Source organism: Pantoea sp. X85, assembly GCF_029623675.1.
Taxonomy (GTDB): Bacteria; Pseudomonadota; Gammaproteobacteria; order Enterobacterales; family Enterobacteriaceae; genus Pantoea; species Pantoea leporis.
The window spans coordinates 2,412,894-2,431,127 of the sequence record NZ_CP121108.1; the positions used below are offsets into that span (position 1 = coordinate 2,412,894).

19 protein-coding genes, 1 tRNA gene and 1 pseudogene are annotated in these 18,234 nt (G+C 54.7%); 11 read left to right on the forward strand and 10 right to left on the reverse strand.

The window, feature by feature from the left end:
- Window positions 1-41: 41 nt before the first annotated feature.
- Window positions 42-995 carry a sugar phosphate isomerase/epimerase family protein gene (locus tag P6287_RS11240; protein ID WP_101764104.1) on the reverse strand — a complete coding sequence of 318 codons (954 nt, stop codon included), beginning with the start codon at window positions 993-995 and terminating at the stop codon, window positions 42-44.
- A 323-nt stretch (window positions 996-1,318) separates the two neighbouring features.
- Here P6287_RS11240 and P6287_RS11245 point away from each other — a divergent pair, with 323 nt between their 5' ends.
- Complete coding sequence (locus P6287_RS11245) at window positions 1,319-2,200, forward strand: SIS domain-containing protein (protein ID WP_137385979.1); 882 nt, start codon at window positions 1,319-1,321, stop codon at window positions 2,198-2,200.
- Window positions 2,201-2,211: 11 nt separating this feature from the next.
- Complete coding sequence (locus P6287_RS11250; protein ID WP_192411964.1) at window positions 2,212-3,144, forward strand: ribokinase; 933 nt, start codon at window positions 2,212-2,214, stop codon at window positions 3,142-3,144.
- 76 nt (window positions 3,145-3,220) lie between these two features.
- On the opposite strand, the gene P6287_RS11255 is transcribed toward P6287_RS11250, so the two are convergent.
- From P6287_RS11255 to P6287_RS11265, 3 genes are read right to left on the reverse strand one after another with little or no spacing between them, the layout of a single operon-like run.
- The gene (locus P6287_RS11255) at window positions 3,221-4,201 is read right to left on the reverse strand and encodes a LacI family DNA-binding transcriptional regulator (RefSeq protein ID WP_137385980.1); all 981 of its coding nucleotides are present in this window, start codon (window positions 4,199-4,201) and stop codon (window positions 3,221-3,223) included.
- Window positions 4,202-4,258: 57 nt separating this feature from the next.
- Entirely contained in the window at window positions 4,259-5,332 is a 1,074-nt protein-coding gene (locus tag P6287_RS11260) for a sugar phosphate isomerase/epimerase family protein (RefSeq protein WP_192411659.1), read from the reverse strand.
- A 16-nt stretch (window positions 5,333-5,348) separates the two neighbouring features.
- Window positions 5,349-6,587 (reverse strand): MFS transporter, encoded by a 1,239-nt coding sequence (locus P6287_RS11265; protein ID WP_277973708.1) that lies wholly within the window; start codon window positions 6,585-6,587, stop codon window positions 5,349-5,351.
- 193 nt (window positions 6,588-6,780) lie between these two features.
- On the opposite strand from P6287_RS11265, the gene P6287_RS11270 reads away from it, so the two are divergent.
- Entirely contained in the window at window positions 6,781-7,188 is a 408-nt protein-coding gene (locus P6287_RS11270; RefSeq protein ID WP_101764098.1) for a cupin domain-containing protein, read from the forward strand.
- Here the strand turns inward: P6287_RS11270 and P6287_RS11275 are convergent.
- Entirely contained in the window at window positions 7,185-7,859 is a 675-nt protein-coding gene (locus tag P6287_RS11275; protein ID WP_137385984.1) for a GntR family transcriptional regulator, read from the reverse strand. The genes P6287_RS11270 and P6287_RS11275 overlap by 4 nt on opposite strands.
- Window positions 7,860-7,974: 115 nt before the next feature.
- On the opposite strand from P6287_RS11275, the gene P6287_RS11280 reads away from it, so the two are divergent.
- From P6287_RS11280 to P6287_RS11295, 4 genes are read left to right on the forward strand one after another with little or no spacing between them, the layout of a single operon-like run.
- Entirely contained in the window at window positions 7,975-8,655 is a 681-nt protein-coding gene (locus P6287_RS11280; RefSeq protein WP_277973709.1) for a DUF2848 domain-containing protein, read from the forward strand.
- Window positions 8,656-8,663: 8 nt separating this feature from the next.
- Window positions 8,664-10,007, forward strand: a complete 1,344-nt coding sequence (locus P6287_RS11285) for an amidase (protein ID WP_277973710.1) — start codon at window positions 8,664-8,666, stop codon at window positions 10,005-10,007.
- 2 nt (window positions 10,008-10,009) lie between these two features.
- The gene (locus P6287_RS11290) at window positions 10,010-10,645 is read left to right on the forward strand and encodes a DUF4286 family protein (RefSeq protein WP_101764094.1); all 636 of its coding nucleotides are present in this window, start codon (window positions 10,010-10,012) and stop codon (window positions 10,643-10,645) included.
- Window positions 10,638-11,951 carry an MFS transporter gene (locus tag P6287_RS11295; RefSeq protein ID WP_137385988.1) on the forward strand — a complete coding sequence of 438 codons (1,314 nt, stop codon included), beginning with the start codon at window positions 10,638-10,640 and terminating at the stop codon, window positions 11,949-11,951. The genes P6287_RS11290 and P6287_RS11295 overlap by 8 nt, the downstream gene beginning before the upstream one ends.
- A 74-nt stretch (window positions 11,952-12,025) precedes the next feature.
- Here the strand turns inward: P6287_RS11295 and P6287_RS11300 are convergent, their stop codons facing one another.
- Together P6287_RS11300 and P6287_RS11305 are read right to left on the reverse strand one after the other, a co-directional pair.
- On the reverse strand, window positions 12,026-12,229 hold the full coding sequence (locus P6287_RS11300; RefSeq protein ID WP_101764092.1) for a hypothetical protein: 204 nt from the start codon (window positions 12,227-12,229) through the stop codon (window positions 12,026-12,028).
- 61 nt (window positions 12,230-12,290) lie between these two features.
- Window positions 12,291-12,884 carry a TetR/AcrR family transcriptional regulator gene (locus tag P6287_RS11305; protein WP_277973711.1) on the reverse strand — a complete coding sequence of 198 codons (594 nt, stop codon included), beginning with the start codon at window positions 12,882-12,884 and terminating at the stop codon, window positions 12,291-12,293.
- Between the two features lie 332 nt (window positions 12,885-13,216).
- Between P6287_RS11305 and P6287_RS11310 the strand changes: the two genes are divergently transcribed.
- Entirely contained in the window at window positions 13,217-13,426 is a 210-nt protein-coding gene (locus tag P6287_RS11310; protein WP_007892931.1) for a CsbD family protein, read from the forward strand.
- Between the two features lie 43 nt (window positions 13,427-13,469).
- On the opposite strand, the gene P6287_RS11315 is transcribed toward P6287_RS11310, so the two are convergent.
- Window positions 13,470-13,748 carry a hypothetical protein gene (locus P6287_RS11315; RefSeq protein WP_101764090.1) on the reverse strand — a complete coding sequence of 93 codons (279 nt, stop codon included), beginning with the start codon at window positions 13,746-13,748 and terminating at the stop codon, window positions 13,470-13,472.
- Between the two features lie 222 nt (window positions 13,749-13,970).
- A pseudogene (locus tag P6287_RS11320) lies at window positions 13,971-14,087 on the reverse strand (Bcr/CflA family drug resistance efflux transporter); the annotation flags it as partial.
- Between the two features lie 244 nt (window positions 14,088-14,331).
- On the opposite strand from P6287_RS11320, the gene P6287_RS11325 reads away from it, so the two are divergent.
- Both P6287_RS11325 and gap read left to right on the forward strand, forming a co-directional pair.
- Complete coding sequence (locus P6287_RS11325) at window positions 14,332-15,312, forward strand: helix-turn-helix domain-containing protein (protein WP_277973712.1); 981 nt, start codon at window positions 14,332-14,334, stop codon at window positions 15,310-15,312.
- Window positions 15,313-15,390: 78 nt separating this feature from the next.
- A complete protein-coding gene (gap, locus tag P6287_RS11330) occupies window positions 15,391-16,401 on the forward strand; it encodes a type I glyceraldehyde-3-phosphate dehydrogenase (RefSeq protein ID WP_101764088.1) in 1,011 nt (336 codons plus the stop codon).
- Window positions 16,402-16,439: 38 nt separating this feature from the next.
- On the opposite strand, the gene phoA is transcribed toward gap, so the two are convergent.
- Window positions 16,440-17,846, reverse strand: a complete 1,407-nt coding sequence (gene phoA / locus P6287_RS11335) for an alkaline phosphatase (protein WP_277973713.1) — start codon at window positions 17,844-17,846, stop codon at window positions 16,440-16,442.
- A 244-nt stretch (window positions 17,847-18,090) separates the two neighbouring features.
- Between phoA and P6287_RS11340 the strand changes: the two genes are divergently transcribed.
- Window positions 18,091-18,178 (forward strand) — tRNA-Ser (locus tag P6287_RS11340).
- Window positions 18,179-18,234: the final 56 nt, after the last annotated feature.

Here is an 18,234-nt window from a genome sequence, read left to right on the forward strand (position 1 = left end):
TGACTGGTGGTAGTTAATAGAGGTAAGTTTTGATTTTGTTTTTATTCAGCGATGATTTTCATCAGCATGCCCTGCACTTTCAGCGCATCCTGGCTTTTAATCAGCTGATCGATTTCATCAATGCTCAGGCGATCAATAAAGCTGGAGAGCGCTTTATACATGCGAATGTTTTGCGCGCATTCGGCAACCGGATCTTCACGGCTTGGGAAGGTATCGAAATAGATCAGGCCGCTGAAGTTAACGCGTTTTGCGTAATAGATGTATTCCAGCGTCTGCATCAGGTGCACGGAACCCAGCATCAATCCATCATCAAAATGGCCATAACCATCATTCAGGTGGAAGCCCACCAGACGGTTTTTGCGTGCCGACTGGAACAGTGAGAAAGCGGGATTCTCTTTCTTCATGATCATGTGACAGAAATCGAGGGTAATACCGAGATTGTCGGAGCCTACATCATCAATCAGCATCAGCGTTGAAGAGACATCACCAATAAAGGAGAAGGTGCGCGGTTCATACGGCTTATATTCAAAACTGAATTGCATATCCGCGTGTGCCTGGGTCACGGTCTGTAGTGCGCTGACCAGCCACTCATAGGCGCGGAAGTAATCCTGCTGGAATGGATAATCGTAACCATCATAGCCAAACCACAGCGTGACGGTATTGCCGCCGAGGTATTTGCACATCTCTGCGGCTTCGAGGGTAATTTCGATCGCTTTTTTACGCAGTGCGGCATCAGGATTGGTGAATTCACCCTCGATGAACTCTTTGTTATAACGCAGAGCGATGCCGCCCACCTGCAAATTGTTATCAGCGATGGTCTGTTTAATCAGCGCTTTATCCTGACCAATAAAGTGCTCCGGATAATTCAGCTCAATATGCGTCAAGCCCGCAACGCTACCCATACGCGTAATAAGATCGCAAGTATCCATGTTGTTCTTCGCCGCAAACAGATCGGCTCTGGAGCGAAATGAATTTATACGTGATGAGAATTTCATTTTTTAAATTACCTTTAATGGGATTTCCATTTCCTTATAAATGAGAATATTCATCAGGTAAATGCGATCAGCTAAATACTACCGCTAATAAAATAAACGATAGATTTATAATAGTAAAAATTTTACTGCTAGAAAAATCATTGTAATACAATAGGTTAAATGGCCATTTTACTGTTAATGAAATAACAGTCGCAATAAGGATACTTTTATTTTACTAACAGTAAAATGCATCAGTAAAACGTTTTACAGTGTGTGATCCAGTTAACACTTTTCCCCTAAATGCCATGCTAGCTTAGCGACAACTTTTTTAATGGGCGCGCAAAATGCATAATCGACTTAAAGGCAATGAGATATTCCTGCTGGCTCGCACCCTTGCGCCTGAGCTGGGAAAAAAGGAACGTTCAATTGCACGTTTTATTGACGACAATCCGCAGTCTTTATCTAAAATGTGCATCACTGATATTGCGAATTATCTGAATGTTAGCGTCTCGAGCATTACTAAAGTATCGAAGAAACTCGGTTTTACCGGTTTTCACGATCTGAAAATCAATATCGCCCGGCAAGTCAGCACGCAGGAAGATATCATCGATATTCCGGTAATCCCGGATTCAGAAAAATATGTCGAGCAGGTGATTGAAAGCACCTTTTTAAATTCGGTGCTGGCACTGCAGGATTCCCTGAGCGTGATTAACAGTGCCGTGATAAAAGCAGTGGCGTATCTGTTTATTAATAAACCAGAAAGCGCACGCATAGTTATTGCCGGGTGCGGTGGTTCAGGTTCTATCTGTGATGACTTCAATCATAAGCTGCTGAAGATCGGCATCTTCTCGTCGGTGTTTAGTGACAGCCACAAGCAGCTGATGACCGCCTCATTGATGCAACCCGGCGATATCCTGCTGGCGATTTCTCACTCCGGCCAAACCACGGACATTATTCAGATGGTAAAAGCGGCGAATGAGAACGGCGCAGAAACCATCTGCCTGACCAATTATCCCAACAGCCCACTGAGTTTAATTGCCCGGCACTCGATTATCTCGTCGGTTAAAAACAATCCGATTACCGGAGAGAACGCCACCACGCGCATTGTGCATCTGAATATTCTGGATGCCATCTTTACCCTTATCGCCAGCAAGACCAGCGAAAAAAGTCAGACCAGTTTACACAACACCAGAAATGCGGTTGCGTCCAAGCGCACCGCCAATTAAGGGCCGAAATGATGAAACATAATATTGTTGTTATTGGCAGTCTTAACTACGACATTCTTGTCCAGCAGGATCGCCTGCCGGAAATTGGGGAGACGTTTACCGGCAACGAATTAATGTTGATGCCGGGCGGTAAAGGGGCAAACCAGGCGGTTCAGTGCGCCAAGCTGGGGCTGAACGTCAATATGGTGGGCTGTGTGGGCAATGATATTTATGGCAGCGAACTCATAAAATCGCTGAATGAAAACGGGGTATCGGTAGATAACATTAGCCAGCGCGGAAAAACCTCCGGCATTGGCATCGTGCAGATTCTGGAATCCGGCGATTATTGCAGCACCATTATTAAGGGCGCAAACTACCTGATTAGCGAACCCGATATTCACGATGGATTATTTAGCGATCGGCCTCTGTTAATCCTGCAGTCGGAAATTCCCGATCGTGTGGTTGAACGAGCCATCAGCGTGGCACGCCGTCATGATTGCCAGATTTTGCTCAACAACGCGCCGGCGCGCGAAATCTCTCCGCAGGCGCTGAGTCAGGTCGATTTACTGGTGGTGAATGAGACCGAAGCCAGCTTTATGAGTAAAACCGCTGTCACTTCGGTTAAAGAGGCGATGGCCTGTGCGGCAGCGCTACAGCAGAAGGTGAATGGCCGGGTGATTATCACGCTGGGCGAGAAAGGCGCGGTGTTATCCGGTGATGCCGGTGCCAGACATTATCCTGCCGTGTTCTGTCCGGATGTGGTGGATACCACCGGCGCAGGAGATTCCTTTATTGGCGGTATCGCCTATTGCCTGGTGAACAACATCGATCTGGAAGAAGCGATTCCTTTCGCGGCTGAAATCAGTTCCTGCTCAATCCAGAAATATGGCGGTCAGAGTTCTTTCCCGATGCTGCCTGATGTGGCGCACGCGCTGACGCAAAACCGCCAGCGCCTGTTTGGTTGAAAAATACGGACCTGAAGCTCTGAGCGGCACCTTTACATCATCAGACCATCAACTTCGCAACCTTCGTAAACGCCGATTAAGTACTGGCGCGCGCCACAAAGTGCCAGTCCATCATAATGCGTTGAGCCGGCGAATCAGGTTGATCGATCTTATTCAGCAGCAAGGTAAACGCCTTGCGCCCCATAGCGCGCGACGGCTGCGCCAGCGTGCTCAGCGGCGGCGTGACCATTTCGGCGAGGTCGGATCCATCAAATCCCGTCACCGCTATATCCTGCGGCACGCGTAGCCCGGCGGCATGAATGGCTGACAGCGCGCCCGCCGCTAAGGTATCCGACACGGCGAACACGGCATCTGGACGCTCGGGCGCTCTCAGCAAGGCTTCCATCGCCTGTTTACCGGCATTAAAACTCAGCTCGGTGGCGTACGTGATGGCCTGCCAGCTGCGTGCTTCATGGATAAGTTGCTGCTGATAACCCGCCTGCCGCAGCTGCGCATATTTATAGCTGAGATCGTGGTTGATTAAGGCAATACGCTGTCGTCCCCTGCCCGCCAGAAACGCCACGACGTGCTTTGATGCCTGCACATCATCAATGCCCACGCAGGAGACATCACCGGCATCGGCGTATTCCGCGCATTGCACCCACGGCGTTTCGCCAATCAGCTGCGCCAGTTCTGGCAACTTACTGAACGCATCCATAGTGATAATGCCATCCACCATTTTCCCGGCCAGCAATTGCAAACTGGAGCGGGAGCGCTCGATGTCTGAGCCAGAATTGCACAACAGAATGCGATAACTGTTTTTCTCCGCCTGCTCCTCAATGCCTTTCACCAACTCGGCGCAAAAGGGATTGGAGATATCCGACACCATCACGAGAATCATTGAGCTACGCGCAGTACGCAACTGACGCGCTAATAAATTTGGCTGGTAATTACTCGCTTTAATAGCGTGCAGGACTTTCTCACGATTCAGCGCTTTTACCGTATCGCTGTTATTCAGTACCCGTGAAACTGTTGCCACAGAAACGCCCGCTAAGCGGGCGATTTTTTGGATGGACATGCTTGCAACTCTTGCTCAGTCAGATACTACGGAGGCTAGCATAATTTCGCGCCCGCCTTAATCATGCGACTCTGCCGCACTCAGCCCCAACTGCGCGCGGATGCTGGCTGCCTGCTGCGGTTGTGCGGCAAAGTCATCGAATGCACGTTCGGCCACCGGAATGATGTGGCGACGAATGAAGTCGGCGCCCTCGCGCGCGCCGGTTTCCGCCTCTTTCAGGCAACACTCCCACTCCAGCACCGCCCACCCGGCATAATTGTACTGCGCCAGCTTGCTGAAAATGGCCGGAAAATCGATCTGTCCGTCACCGGGTGAGCGGAAGCGACCAGCACGATCTATCCAGCGCTGATAACCGCCATACACGCCGCTACGTCCGTTCGGCAGATATTCGGCATCTTTAACGTGAAAGGCCTTAATGCGCCGATGGTAGATATCGATGAACTGCAGATAATCGATATGCTGCAAGTGCAAGTGGCTGGGATCGAACAAGATGTTGCAGCGCGCATGATTGTTCACCAACGCCAGGAAGCGTTCAAACGTCACGCCATCATGCAAATCCTCACCGGGATGGATCTCGTAGCAGACATCAATGCCGTAGCGATCAAACTCGTCCAGCACCGGCAGCCAGCGCCGCGCCAGTTCTGAGAAAGCTTCACTCAATAGCTGAGGATTGTGTGGCGGCCACGGATAGAGATATGGCCAAGCCAGCGAACCGGAGAACGTCGCGTGGGCCTGCAATCCCAGGTTGGCTGACGCGGCCGCTGCCAGCTTCACCGTCTGAATCGCCCACGCGGTGCGCTTTTCTTTGTCGCCGTGCAAGGCGGCGGGGGCAAAGCCGTTGAAGGCGCGATCGTGCGCCGGATGGACGGCAATCAGCTGGCCTTCCAGGTGCGTCGATAATTCACTGATCTGCAAGCCGTAGTTGGCCAGCAAACCCGTCACTTCATCGCAATAGGTTTGACTGGTTGCGGCGCGCGGCAGATCAAAAATTAGCGGGTGATTACAAGGCATCTGCAGCGCCTTGTAACCGAGCGCAGAGGCCCATTGCGCCAACCCTGCCAGCGAATTAAATGGTGGCTGTTGCCCAATAAACTGCGCGAGAAAAATTCCCGGTCCTTTTAACGTTTTCACCTACACCTCCCGTCAATCAAACCGCTTCATCCCGGTATTTAAAGGTGAAGAGGAAAAGAACGGCGATCGCCGCCGCGGCAATCGCGGGGATCCACCAGAATGTTGCCCAGTTTTGCGCCGTGCCCTGTCCGGCAATCAGGCGGTTATACAGCGCGCCCGAGATCTGCGAACCCAGCAGCATGCCAATACCGTAGGTGAACATCACCACCATGCTCTGCGCCTGCCCTTTCACTTTCTCGCCGGCGATGCGGTCGGTGTAGATAAAGCCCACCACAAAGAAGAAGTCATAACAGACACCGTGCAGCAGAATGCCCATGTAGATCAGTGCGCGGCTTTCATCGTTCATGCCCATGGCAAACAGCGCGTAGCGCACAAACCACGCCACCATGCCGACCAGCAACATGTATTTGACGCCAAGGCGGCGGAACAGCAGCGGGATCACCAGCATGAAGACGATTTCCGACATCTGACCAAATGACATCGCAGTACTGACGTTACTCACGCCCGCATCCGCCAGCCAGGACGCGGTGTAGGCGTAATAGGTGCCGAGCGGGATGGAGATCAAGGTGGCGCAGAGAGCAAAGACGAAGAAGTGACGGATTTTCAGCAGCGCAAAGGCATCCGCGCAGAACAGATCGCGCACTTTTAGCGGCATGCCTTTCGCCGGTGCAGGCGTATGCGGCAGCGTGAGACTGTAAATTGCCAACGCCACCGAGCAGATTGCGGCCAGGGTGAAAATCGCGGTACTGGAGGCGATGCCGGTAACACCAATAAAGATGCCCGCCACAATCCAGCCAATGGTGCCGAACACCCGCACCACCGGAAAACTTTTGTCACTGCTGGCCAGGCTGTGAAAGGCAATGTTGTTAGAGAGCGCCAGCGTCGGCATAAAACACAGCGTATAGCCAAACAGCAAGCCAATCAGCAGCGCGCCGTTTTCGGCCACCAGCGCGCCCGGGACAAACCATAAAATCACCGCGCCCGCCAGGTTCATCACCGCCATGACTTTCTGTGAAGGGAAGAAGCGGTCAACCAACATGCCCAGCACAAACGGCGACAGTATTGAGGCGATCGGCCCTGCTGAGAAAGCATCACCAATCAGCAATGACATGTTGTGCTGCGTCATCACCAGCCCGAGCGTTACGGACCAGCTTCCCCAAATGAAAAACTGCATGAACATCATCAATGACAAGCGGGGAATCAGCAGACGCTGCTGCCTCACCGCAATCTCAGAACCTGTAGTTGTCGAAACCATGCTGACCTCGCGCCAAAAAGAAATCGATTACATTCCACAGAGAGAAACAAAGTAATCGATTACTTTGAGCAGTTCCTGGTGACCGATCACAATTCTTTTACAAGTGACCCGAGCATCACCGAGCGGCTTAGGCTGACAGTGATTGCACGCGCAGCCTTGCTGATTTGCACTATCCTGTGCGGGAGAGATTTTAATGACGATTCAGAGGAATGGGATGAGCGCCGATAACGAACATGAAAACAGTGCAGAAACGCTACTGCAAAGCGGGCAAGCCTGGAATGGCCAGCATATTGAACACTATCCAGCCGGTAAGCCCGAGATCACGGTGATGAAGATGACCATTCCTGCACATTCCGAGCTGCCGTGGCATACGCATCCTATGCCGAATACCGCGTATATTTTATCGGGATCGCTGACTATCGAAGACAAAGCCAGCGGCGAGACTAAAACGTTTAACGCTGGCGAAGCCTTTAATGAATCCATCGACATTGCCCATCGTGGTTTCACCACGGATCAGCGTGCCGAGCTGATTATTTTCTACGCCGGGGTTGAGGGCATGGAACTCTCTATTCCGCTGCCGGGTGAAGAAGCCGAATATTAATTATTCAGCAGCGCCTGTTTAAACGAATAGATATGCACCCGCGCCGCCTCTTCCGCTAGCTCGGCATTTCCCTGCTCCAGCGCCGCAATGATCGCTTCGTGTTCGGCGATGACTTCGTTCATGTGCGCAGCGCTGGAAAGCGTGGTGGCCCAGAAGCGCTGCGCCTGCGCGTGGATAATGCTGAGAATATCGGCCAGCCGACCGTTGGCGGCGATGTCCGCCAGTACCTGATGAAATTCGCGGTCCAGCAGCATCATCTGTTCGCGATCGCGTGAGGCGCTGGCATTGGCAATGCGCTGATTCATCTCCCGCAGATAGACGATCTGCGCCGCATTGACCCGCTGCGAAGCCAGCCGCAAGCACAGCGCCTCATTCACCAGACGCACCTCAATTAACTCCAGCGCATCATCAATTGACAGCGGCGACACCATCACGCCCTTGCGCGGGATAATCTGCAACAGCCCTTCCGTCTCCAGCCGATGCACCGCCTGATTCACCGGCGTTCTGCCCATCTCAAGATCATCCATCACCTGCGCGATATTGAGATAGTCGCCCGGTTTGTAGCGCAGCGTGATCAGCCGGTGCTTGAACGCCAGATAGGCGCGCTCGTTAAGCGAAATGCTTTTCGGGGTCGTCGGCGAGCTCACATTTTCAGCCATCACATTACTCATCACGCAAATCCTTATTAGGTAACTGAGACATATTACACAAAAACCTGGCATGAAAATGGCTAGATTGAAATGACAGTGAAATTTCACACGCATTTCTCACCTGGAGATCGATCCCATGCAATTACGGTTTACAACAGATTACGCCGATGCGGCAGTACTGGATGTTGAGATTAATCAACTTGTTATCGCGGGCTGGGTAGGACGCGATCAGGAAGCGGTGCTGCACCATATCAGGGAGCTGGAAGCGCTGGGCGTGCCCGCTCCTGGTGCAGTGCCGCTGTTTTATCGTGTCGCAACCAATCAATTAACTCAGGAAACGCAGCTGGAAGTGGTCGGCGATCAGACGTCCGGTGAAGCTGAACCCTTCGTGTTTTTCCATCGCGGCGAATATTGGGTTTCGCTGATTTCTGATCATACCGATCGTCATCTGGAAACGTTCAGCGTGGCGCTATCGAAACAGGCGTGCATCAAACCGGTGGCCGGTCACGCGTGGCGCATGACGGACGTCAAAGCGCACTGGGATCAGCTGGAGCTGCGCGCCTGGATCAACGTCAACGGTGATTGGGTGACTTATCAGCAAGGCGCCCTCTCCTCGCTGCTGACGCCACTTGATCTGCTAAGCCGCTATTTTGCCGCGGGCCAGGTTGAGGAAGGTTTCGCCATGTCGTGCGGCACGCTCAGCGCCATCGGCGGGATCCGTCCTTCCAGTGAATTCCGTATGGCGCTGCACGATCCGGTGCTGAACCGCACGCTGGAACACACTTACATCACGGGCTCGCTGCCGGTTATCGCCTGAGGTTCTCTATGACAACGTTATGGCAAGCGAGCCAGCAGCTGCTCGCCGGGCAAATCAGCCCTGAAACCCCGACCCAGCATGCACTGAGTGCAATTGCAGCGGAAAGCGGAGAAGGCAAACGCGTCTTCACCAAGGTGTATACCGCTGCTGCGCGCCAGCAGGCCGAACAAGCCGGCGCGCGCTGGCAGCAGCAACAGCCACGCAGCGCGATTGATGGTCTGCCCATCAGCATTAAAGATCTGTTTGATGTCGCCGGAGAAGTCACTACCGCCGGTTCCCGCTTGCTCAGCAACACCAGCCCAGCCACGGCGAACGCCAGCATGGTGGATCGGCTGCAGCAGGCTGGTGCCGTCATCGTTGGCAAAACCAATATGAGCGAGTTCGCCTTCACCGGCCTCGGCGTCAATCCGCATTACGGCACACCCGCCAATCCGTGGCAGCGCGCGCAGCAGCGCATTCCGGGCGGTTCCTCTTCCGGTGCAGCGGTGGCGGTGAGCGACGGCATGTGCCTGGCGGCGGTTGGCACCGATACCGGCGGTTCGGTGCGCATTCCGGCGGCGCTATGCGGCTTAACCGGCTTCAAACCGAGCGCCAGCCGCATAGATCAACGCGGAACGCTGCCGCTGGCGGCATCGCTCGACAGCATCGGTGTGATCGCTCACGACGTGCGCAGCTGCTGGTTGCTCGATAGCGTGATCGCCGATCGGCCCCTCACAATCGATGAGCGGAATCTGTCAGAAGCGCATTTCGTTATCCCGCAGACGCGCGTGCTGGCTGGCCTTGACGAACACGTCAGCGCCGCCTGGCTGCATGCGCTCGATGTGCTGCGCGCGCAGGGCGTGAAAATCACCGAGCTGCCGCTGCCAGAGCTGGCAGAACTGGATTCCATTAACGCGCGCGGCGGCATTACCGCGTGGGAAGCCTGGCAATGGCATCAGCATTACGCCCAATCCCAGCCAGAAGCCTACGATCCGCAGGTTCTGACGCGCATTAATCGCGGCAGCTTACTGAACGAAGAGGATGCCGCCGAACTTTACCAACTGCGCGCCGACTGGAAACAGCGCGTCGAGCAGGCGGTTGCGCCCTTCGACGGCATCCTGATGCCGACGGTGCCGTTGATCGCGCCGACGCTGACTGAGCTCGACGATCCCGCGCGCTACATGCAAGTCAACCTGCTGATGCTGCGCAACACCAGCGTGATCAACATGCTGGATGGCTGTTCGATTTCTCTGCCTTGTCATCAGCCCGGCGCTGCGCCGGTTGGCCTGATGCTCTCTTCCACCCATGGCAACGATGCTGCATTACTCAGCTGGGCTGCCGCGATTGAAACCACCCTGAAACGGAGTAGCTGATCATGACTCAACCCCACGGCATGCTGTTTGTCGCCACCCATATCGATGCTGCAGATGAAGCGGATTTCAACCAATGGTACGACCACGAACACGTTGAAGAGCGCGTGGCCATTAGCGGCTTTCTTAGCGGCACGCGTTATCAGGCGGTGGATGCCGAACGCAAATACCTCGGCCTGTATGAAACCGCATCGCTGGAAGCCTTTACCAGCGCCGATTATCACGCCGCCTTCACGCGCCAGACCGAATGGTCGGTGAAGAACCTTAACAAAATGGTCAATCCGATGCGCCGCGTCTGCGCCATCTCGCATCAGCATGGACAAGGCACCGGTAGCCATCTGGCGGTGCTGACCTTAAAAGCGGGTACAGATGTTGCATCGCTGGGCAGCTGGCAAAGCAGCGTGCAGCAAACGCCCGGCTATATCGCCTCACGTTTGCTGACGCCTGACACCACGCTGAGCTCGCCGCTGCCACGGGAAACCAGCGCAACGCGACCAATGCATCCGATGCTGCTGCTGACCTGCCGCGACGCCCAAGTGTGTAAAACCCTCGCCGCCGATGCCGCGCAGGCACTCAACGCGGACGTACAGCTCTACTCCCTCAGCTGGCAGTTAACCCAACAGGAGATGGCTCATGGCTAATACCGATTCAACGTTGCCGCACGCGTCAGGCGCGCGCGCCAGCCACAGCAAAACCGGTCGCCTCGCGGCGGCCAGCTCCATCGGTACCGCGCTGGAGTGGTATGACTTCACGGTCTACAACATCATGGCGGCGCTGGTGTTTAACCACGTGTTTTTCCCCAGCTTTGATCCGCTGGTCGGTACCATTCTGGCGTTTTCCACCTATGCGGTCGGCTACATTTCCCGTCCGGTTGGCGGCTTTATCTTTGGTCATCTCGGCGATGTCGCCGGGCGTAAAGCGGTATTGATCACCACCCTGGTGATTATGGGCGTCACCACCGCGCTGATGGGCCTGCTGCCTGGCTATGCGGTGTGGGGCATCTGGAGTCCGGTGCTGTTGGTGGCCTTACGCTTTATTCAGGGTATTGCATTAGGCGGCGAATGGGCCGGTGCAGTGTTGCTGTCGATGGAGCATGGCGATGCCGACAAACGTGGCCGTAACGCCTCGTTTGCGCAGGTAGGTCCCTCGTGCGGTACCTTGATTGGCACCGGATTTATCACGCTGGTAACGGTAGCGTTGAGCGGCGAGCAGTTTCAGGAGTGGGGATGGCGCATTCCATTCCTGCTGAGTCTGCTGCTGGTGATGTTTGGCTTATGGCTGCGTCGCGGCGTAGAAGAGACGCCAACCTTTGTCGCGATGCAGCAGGCGGAGAAAACCACGCATACGCCGCTGAAAGAGGTGTTTGTTCGCTATCCACGTGAGCTACTGATCGCTGGCGGTTCACGTATCGGCTCCGACGTGTTGTATGCGTTGGTGGTGGTGTTCACCCTTACCTACGTCACCACCGTGCTGCAACTGCCGCGTCCGCTGGCGCTAATGGCCACCATGCTCGGCGCGATTGGCAATGCGATTACGGTGCCGATGTTTGGTGCGCTCTCCGACAAGCTCGGCCGTCGTCCGGTCTACATTGCCGGTGCGCTGCTGGCAATCGTTTGGTCGTTTGTGTTCTTTGTGCTGCTGGATAGCTCACAGCCGGTGCTGATTGTGCTGGCGGTCATTGGCGGCTTGCTGATTCATGCGGTGATGTACGGACCGCAGGCGGCGTTTGTCACCGAACAGTTCCCCAGCCACGTGCGCTACGCCGGATCGTCACTGGCTTACACGCTGGCAGGAATCATTGGCGGTGGCTTTGCGCCCCTGATCATCACGACCTTGTATAAAGAGATGGGCAGCACGCTGTGGGTATCGCTGTATGTCAGCCTGGCGTTGCTGATCACGCTGTTTGCGTTGTGGAAGGCGAAAGAGACCGCGCATCGCCCGCTTTAATCAGAGAGGTGTTTGGCGAGGGATTGCCAGACTTCAGCAGAGGAGAACAACAAGGCGCGGCACGCGCGACCCTATTAGTGCAGTTTTTTCGCCAGGATACGAATGGCTTTCTCGCAGGCGACTTTGGTTTTGCTGTCGGTGGAGCGCAAACTTAGGCGATACAACGCGCCTATGAGTTCCTGAACGGTAAGCGCTTCATCAGGACGCAGGATACGTGTCACTACCCTGCCCACCAATGCGCGAATCTCTTCCGTAATATCTGAATCTTCGTCTTTCACTTGCCCTCCGTCTTTACGCTTCGCTTATTTAGGAAGTATCCGACTCCTAATTAGACAAATTTTAGTCCAGCAGCTTCATAACTAACTTGATGGTTTCTGGTTCATCTTTTACATCGGTGATCTTGCCCACAACGCGCATGCCAAAGGCGATGCAGAGGATCAATCCCGCGGCGGTGTCCACATCCAGATTGGGCGTCACTGAGCCATCTTCCTGGCCCAGTTTGAGCAGCGAGGCGAGGAAGTTTTTATTACGAATGACCGCTTCACTCACCAGTTGCGAAAGATCGTCATCCAGCACCTGCAGCTCTACCGCGCTGCCCACCACTAAACAGCCGGTGCGACCTTCCACCGCCCGCGCGGAATCAAGGTAAAACTGCAGCAGCTCGCCGAGCTTCTCACGGCCGCTGGTGAACTGTGCCAGACGCTGGCGCAGATCGGCATTGCGCACCGAAAGATAGCGTTCAAACACCAGCAGAAACAAACTGCGCTTATCTTTAAAAGCCTTGTAGATGCTGCCCGCAGTTAACCCCATCGCTTCGCCCAGATCGTTAAGTGAAGCCGCATGAAACCCTTTCTGACGAAAAACAATCATGGCTTTGTCCAGAGCCTGTTCGATATCGAACTCTCTGGGGCGGCCACGTTCTCTGCTTTTCATGTCGGTGGGTTGCGTTTTACTCATACGGATGGCATCAGGGAATGCGGGTTTCCAAAAGTTGACGGAAATGTCTTATCGGCGGTTACTATATCGCAACCCACCCTTGCCTGTATAGCCGGGAAAACATAATGCCTTATATAGCAAAGAGTTAGAGAATTACTTTTTGCTATTAACGGCTTTTTTTCTCCACGCTGGCTCACACAATCGCAAATTTATGAGTCAGCTCACAGCTCAGGCAAGCAAAGCGCAAATCCTGTGCCAGGATTAATTCACCCGCTGGCATCAGGCCAGCGAACGGCAGCACACAGTCACCACGAAATAGGGAGATCAACATGAACGAAGATCGTATTAGCGGCAACTGGAAGCAGTTCAAAGGGAAAGTGAAGGAAAAATGGGGCGACCTGACCGATGATGACATGACCGTGGTTGAAGGAAAACGCGATCAGCTGGTCGGCAAAATCCAGGAACGCTACGGTTATGAAAAAGACCGTGCGGAAAAAGAAGTTAAAGAGTGGGAAGATTCGAATAAGTACCGCTGGTAACGCCGCGCCGTTATGCCGGACAACTTTGTCCGGCATACAGCGATCAGTGCTGTGTTGAGTCATCCGCCGAAACGTTTTTCGCTCTAAAGCTCATCACGTTCTCTTCCGATTGTTCAACCTTGTCGGCTGTGCTGCTGTTCGTCACCAGCTCTAAAGCCAGTCTGGCGATCCGTACCTCTTCCGCCGTCACACCCGCATGTATCATCTTCTCTAATTGCGCGAGCAGCGTGGTACGCGAAACCGGCGCATCCTGGTTAAATAATTCCATCACCGCATCACCAATCGCGATGTCGCATAACTGTTTGTCATTACTGTTTTTCATGGGCTCTCTGTAATCGTCTCAACCAACCCTGGCCGGAGGATCCTGACGTGGCTGAGCATACCCACTGAGAAAAAAACGTCAAATACAAAAAAATGTCGATGCAATCGAAAATGCTTCGACATACAACGCTTGCGGCAGCTGAACGTCACGCCGCAAACGTTAGTCTGGCTTAGCCGCCAACCCGCTCCTGCAGAGCAGCAGGATAACGTTCAACAATCACTCTGTAAGTTCCGCATCGCCGTGCAGCTCGCGCGCCATGATCGGCATGGCGGGCAGATAGATATCCGTGGAAAACGAAGTGATCACCATTAACCCACTCAGAATGAGGATAAACGGCAAACCACTCGACTTGACGGTAAAGGATTACGTACGCATTGAGGCGTGATCCATGTTGAATTCCAGCGAGATCGAATTCATCCATGTTAGCGGATGTGATTGTGAAGATAATGGCGTGAAATGACGTTGCGCCAGGGAGGAAAATCATTAATCAAAGTTGCCGCATATCGTGATCTGCTATGCCTGGAAATAATCCAGATGCCATGAGACACTCTGGCTTATCCTGTCAAAATGTCTATTTCACGCCATGAAAACCTTTCTGATTATTGTGCCCGACGGCGGCATGCTGTTTGAAGCGGCGGGTATCGCCGATATCCTGATGCGCGCCAATCAGCATCTGCCGGTTGGCGCCGATCAGCAGCGCTATCGCGTTAGCCTCGCCACCACCCAATCGCATCAGGTGATCCACGGCCAATCCGGCCTCAATCTATTAGCCGATCTCAAGCTGGCCGATCTCGATCCGCGCACTGCGTGGGACACCATCATGATCACCGGGCGCGGCGACAGCGCGGAAGAAGGCAATATGGTGGTCGATTTCATCAAGCTGGCGGCTCCGCAGGCGCGGCGCGTGGTTTCGGTATGTGGCGGAGCGATGCTGCTGGCGGAATCCGGCTTGCTGGCAGGTCGCCGCGCCACCACGCACTGGCGCTTGCTCGATACCTTGCAATCGCGCTATCCAGAGATTCAGGTGGAAGGCGGCCCGCTGTTTATTCAGGACGGACCGATCTGGACCTCCGGCGGCGTCAGCTCGGGCTTTGACCTGACATTAGCGCTGGTGGAAGAGGATTTCGGCTATAGCGTGGCGCGTGATATCGCGCAGGATATGGTGATGTATCTGCGCCGTCCCGGCGGACAGATGCAGTTCAGCCGTTTTCATCTGCAAACGCCGAGCGGCATTGGCCCGATCGGTGAATTGCAGCGCTGGATCCGCGCCAACCTCGCCGAAGATCTCTCAGTCGAGAAACTGGCGGAGCGCGTCGCCATGAGCCCGCGCAACTTTACCCGCGTGTTCACCCGTGAAACCGGCGCGCCGCCCGCGCGCTATGTGGCCGAAGCGCGTCTCGCCGCCGCGCGTGAACAACTGGAACAAAGCAACGACACGCTGGATCGCATCGCGCAACAGACCGGTTTTGGCAGCAGCATCAATTTACGCCGCAGCTTTGAGCGTCAACTGCATCTCACGCCGGGCGAATATCGCCAGCGCTTCCACTGCCGGAAATTGGCGTAAAGTGATCCTTTTTTGGCGTTTACGCCATCTCGCCATCGGCTTAGAGTGACTCCAGTATCTTCGGAAAAGGAGTCAATCATGACTAAGATCGGCATTAACGGCTTTGGCCGTATCGGACGTAACGTTTTTCGTGCAGCGCTGGGCAGCGATGATATTGAAATCGTCGCCATCAACGATCTCACCGACAGTAAAACCCTCGCGCATCTGTTGAAACACGACTCCCTGCTCGGCAGGCTACCGGCGGAAGTGGAAGCCGGTGAAGGCGAATTGCGCATTGATGGCAAAGCGGTGCGCGTGTTCAGCGAGCGCGATCCGGCGAATATTCGCTGGCGCGATGTCGGCGTGGATATCGTGATTGAAGCCACCGGCTTCTTCACCGAACGCGACAAAGCCGCAGTGCACATCACCAGCGGTGGCGCTAAGCGCGTGATTATCTCCGCGCCGGGCAAGAACGATGACCTGACAATTGTGCTGGGCGTGAACGATCAACGTTACGATCCGCAGCAGCACTTTGTGGTGAGTAACGGCAGCTGCACCACCAACGGCCTAGCGCCAGCGGCGGCGGTGCTGCACCAGGCGTTTGGTATTGAGCACGGTTTAATGAACACCACGCATGCTTATACCAACAGCCAGGTGCTGCACGATCAGCCGGAGAAAGATCTGCGCGGTGCGCGGGCGGCGGCGTTGTCGATTGTGCCTTACTCAAGCGGGGCGGCGAAGGCGCTCGGTCGGGTGATTCCGGAGCTGGAGGGTCGATTGACCGGCTATTCCCTGCGCGTGCCGGTGCCGGTGGTGTCGATTGTGGATTTGACCGTAACGCTGAAACGCGACGTGACCGCAGAAGAGGTGAATGACGCGTTTAAAGCCGCGGCGGCAGAAGGTCCGCTGCAGGGTATTCTCGGATACAGCGACGAGCCGCTGGTATCAAGCGATTATCAGGGCGATGCCCGTTCATCGATTATTGATGGGCTTTCGACGCTGGTGATTGGCGGCAATCTGGTGAAGATCCTTGCCTGGTACGATAACGAATGGGGCTTCTCCAATCGTCTGGTGGATTTAGCGCGGTTGATGGCAAAACGCGGGTTGTAAGGTATAACGGTCGCCGTTAATGGCGACCGTTATCCTGGCTACTTCAACCCCATCGCATCCTTCAGGGTAAAGAACAGATCGGTCTGATCGGTCAAGCCCACCACGTTAGCCGCATGCGGGCCGTACGCCGCAATGCGCACCTGCGTGCCGGTGTGTTCCTGCGAATCCTCTTCTGAATTGCCGTAGCTGATGGTCATCACCGCGCCATCTTTGGTATTCACCGCCTGCGTCAGACCCGGCGCTTTGGTGCCGTTTTCTACGATCTGGCTGCTGTGCGCGTGGTCGGCGGTCACCACCACCAGCGTGTCGCCATGTTCGCGCGCAAAGATCAACGCCTGCTGCACTGCCTCATCCAGATCAACGGTTTCACCAATTTGACCGCATGGATTGGCCGCATGATCCTGCTTATCAATTGACGCGCCTTCCACCTGCAGGAAGAAGCCTTTCTCATTAGTGCTTAGCAGATCGATGGCTTTTTTGGTCATCTGCGCCAGCGTCGGTACCGAAGCGGGACGCTCTTTATTCACTTCACAGGTCACCACCGGCTTATCAATGTTGCCATGATAGCTGGCTTTCGGTCCCTGCCAGCGCACCGGCATATTGCCGTCGGCAAACAGGCCAAGCACCGGTTTACTCTGGTCGGCCTGCTGAATGGCGTTCATGCCATCGAGATTATCAACCCACTGATAACCCAGCGCCTGTGCCTGTTCGCGCAGGGTTTTACCCTGATACTCGCCAGCTTTGGCGGTTTCACTAAAGGATTTCGCGCCGCCGCCCAGCGTGACGTCCGCGCGGGTTTTCAGCATCTGCTCGGTAATCGATCCTTTACCGCCCTGCTCCAGCGCGTTAGTGGGGCACAATTCGCTGGTTTTCTCCGGGCCGTAGCATTTGCGCGAAGTGACGTGCGCGATCAACGCTGCTGGCGTGGCATCCTGCAGTTCAGCAGTGGAAACGTTGCCGGTGGCTTTACCGGCGGCTTTCGCCAGCTCAAGAATCGTTACCTGATCTTTGCCGTTCACGTCGACGCCAATCGCACCGTTATAGGATTTGGTGCCGGTGGCCCACGCGGTGGCCGACGCGGCGGAATCCGTCACGTAATTCGGCTTGTGGGTTTTCTTATCCAGTGAATAGTGCGTGTATTGACCGGTGAGCGGCAGCGCATCAAGGCCGGGGAAGAAACCGCCTGCGCCCCGCGCCTGATTACGCGCGGCGGTGATTTCCGAATCTCCCATGCCGTCACCAATCAGCAGAATCACGTTTTTTGCGGTGCTATTACTTAATGACGCTCTTAGCGCTTCGGTCTGGTCGCCGGTGAGACGACGCGCGCCGCCGTGCTCGGTGACATCGCCGGTAGCAGCGCGGGAATAGTGTGCATCGTCTGCCACTGCCGATGTCGCGATCAGAGAAGCCAGCAGCGTAACCGTAAAGAGAGGTATCTGTTTCATTTATAAGCATCCTTTTCCATAGATATAACCAAATGTTTCCGCGGACAAGTCTGCGACAGTGCGGTGACATTTTTGTGACAGAGAGGGAATGATTTGATGACAGAATCGCCATGATGAGCAGGCCAACGGCAATACGCTCAGAGCTTAAGCGAATAGAACAAAAGGAGAAAATAGCGCTTGACCCTTTTCAGCGATCTCCCTATAGTAGCGCCCCGTTGACCCAGCGCGGTTGACAAAAAAATGTGGTGAGGTGTCCGAGTGGCTGAAGGAGCACGCCTGGAAAGTGTGTATACGGCAACGTATCGGGGGTTCGAATCCCCCTCTCACCGCCACATTCTAAAGAAGAGCCTGAACGAAAGTTCAGGCTTTTTTTTGCCTGTTTTCTGCG

Excerpts from the sequence above, each read along its gene's own strand:
- P6287_RS11255 (WP_137385980.1), bottom strand. The coding sequence starts at position 4,201 with ATGTCCATCCAAAAAATCGCCCGCTTAGCGGGCGTTTCTGTGGCAACA.
- P6287_RS11275 (WP_137385984.1), bottom strand. The coding sequence starts at position 7,859 with ATGAGTAATGTGATGGCTGAAAATGTGAGCTCGCCGACGACCCCGAAA.
- P6287_RS11315 (WP_101764090.1), bottom strand. The coding sequence starts at position 13,748 with ATGAAAAACAGTAATGACAAACAGTTATGCGACATCGCGATTGGTGAT.
- P6287_RS11270 (WP_101764098.1), top strand. The coding sequence starts at position 6,781 with ATGACGATTCAGAGGAATGGGATGAGCGCCGATAACGAACATGAAAAC.
- P6287_RS11285 (WP_277973710.1), top strand. The coding sequence starts at position 8,664 with ATGACAACGTTATGGCAAGCGAGCCAGCAGCTGCTCGCCGGGCAAATC.
- P6287_RS11310 (WP_007892931.1), top strand. The coding sequence starts at position 13,217 with ATGAACGAAGATCGTATTAGCGGCAACTGGAAGCAGTTCAAAGGGAAA.
- P6287_RS11305 (WP_277973711.1), bottom strand. The coding sequence starts at position 12,884 with ATGAAAAGCAGAGAACGTGGCCGCCCCAGAGAGTTCGATATCGAACAG.
- phoA (WP_277973713.1), bottom strand. The coding sequence starts at position 17,846 with ATGAAACAGATACCTCTCTTTACGGTTACGCTGCTGGCTTCTCTGATC.
- P6287_RS11240 (WP_101764104.1), bottom strand. The coding sequence starts at position 995 with ATGAAATTCTCATCACGTATAAATTCATTTCGCTCCAGAGCCGATCTG.
- gap (WP_101764088.1), top strand. The coding sequence starts at position 15,391 with ATGACTAAGATCGGCATTAACGGCTTTGGCCGTATCGGACGTAACGTT.
- P6287_RS11280 (WP_277973709.1), top strand. The coding sequence starts at position 7,975 with ATGCAATTACGGTTTACAACAGATTACGCCGATGCGGCAGTACTGGAT.
- P6287_RS11290 (WP_101764094.1), top strand. The coding sequence starts at position 10,010 with ATGACTCAACCCCACGGCATGCTGTTTGTCGCCACCCATATCGATGCT.
- P6287_RS11295 (WP_137385988.1), top strand. The coding sequence starts at position 10,638 with ATGGCTAATACCGATTCAACGTTGCCGCACGCGTCAGGCGCGCGCGCC.
- P6287_RS11245 (WP_137385979.1), top strand. The coding sequence starts at position 1,319 with ATGCATAATCGACTTAAAGGCAATGAGATATTCCTGCTGGCTCGCACC.
- P6287_RS11325 (WP_277973712.1), top strand. The coding sequence starts at position 14,332 with ATGAAAACCTTTCTGATTATTGTGCCCGACGGCGGCATGCTGTTTGAA.
- P6287_RS11250 (WP_192411964.1), top strand. The coding sequence starts at position 2,212 with ATGAAACATAATATTGTTGTTATTGGCAGTCTTAACTACGACATTCTT.
- P6287_RS11265 (WP_277973708.1), bottom strand. The coding sequence starts at position 6,587 with ATGGTTTCGACAACTACAGGTTCTGAGATTGCGGTGAGGCAGCAGCGT.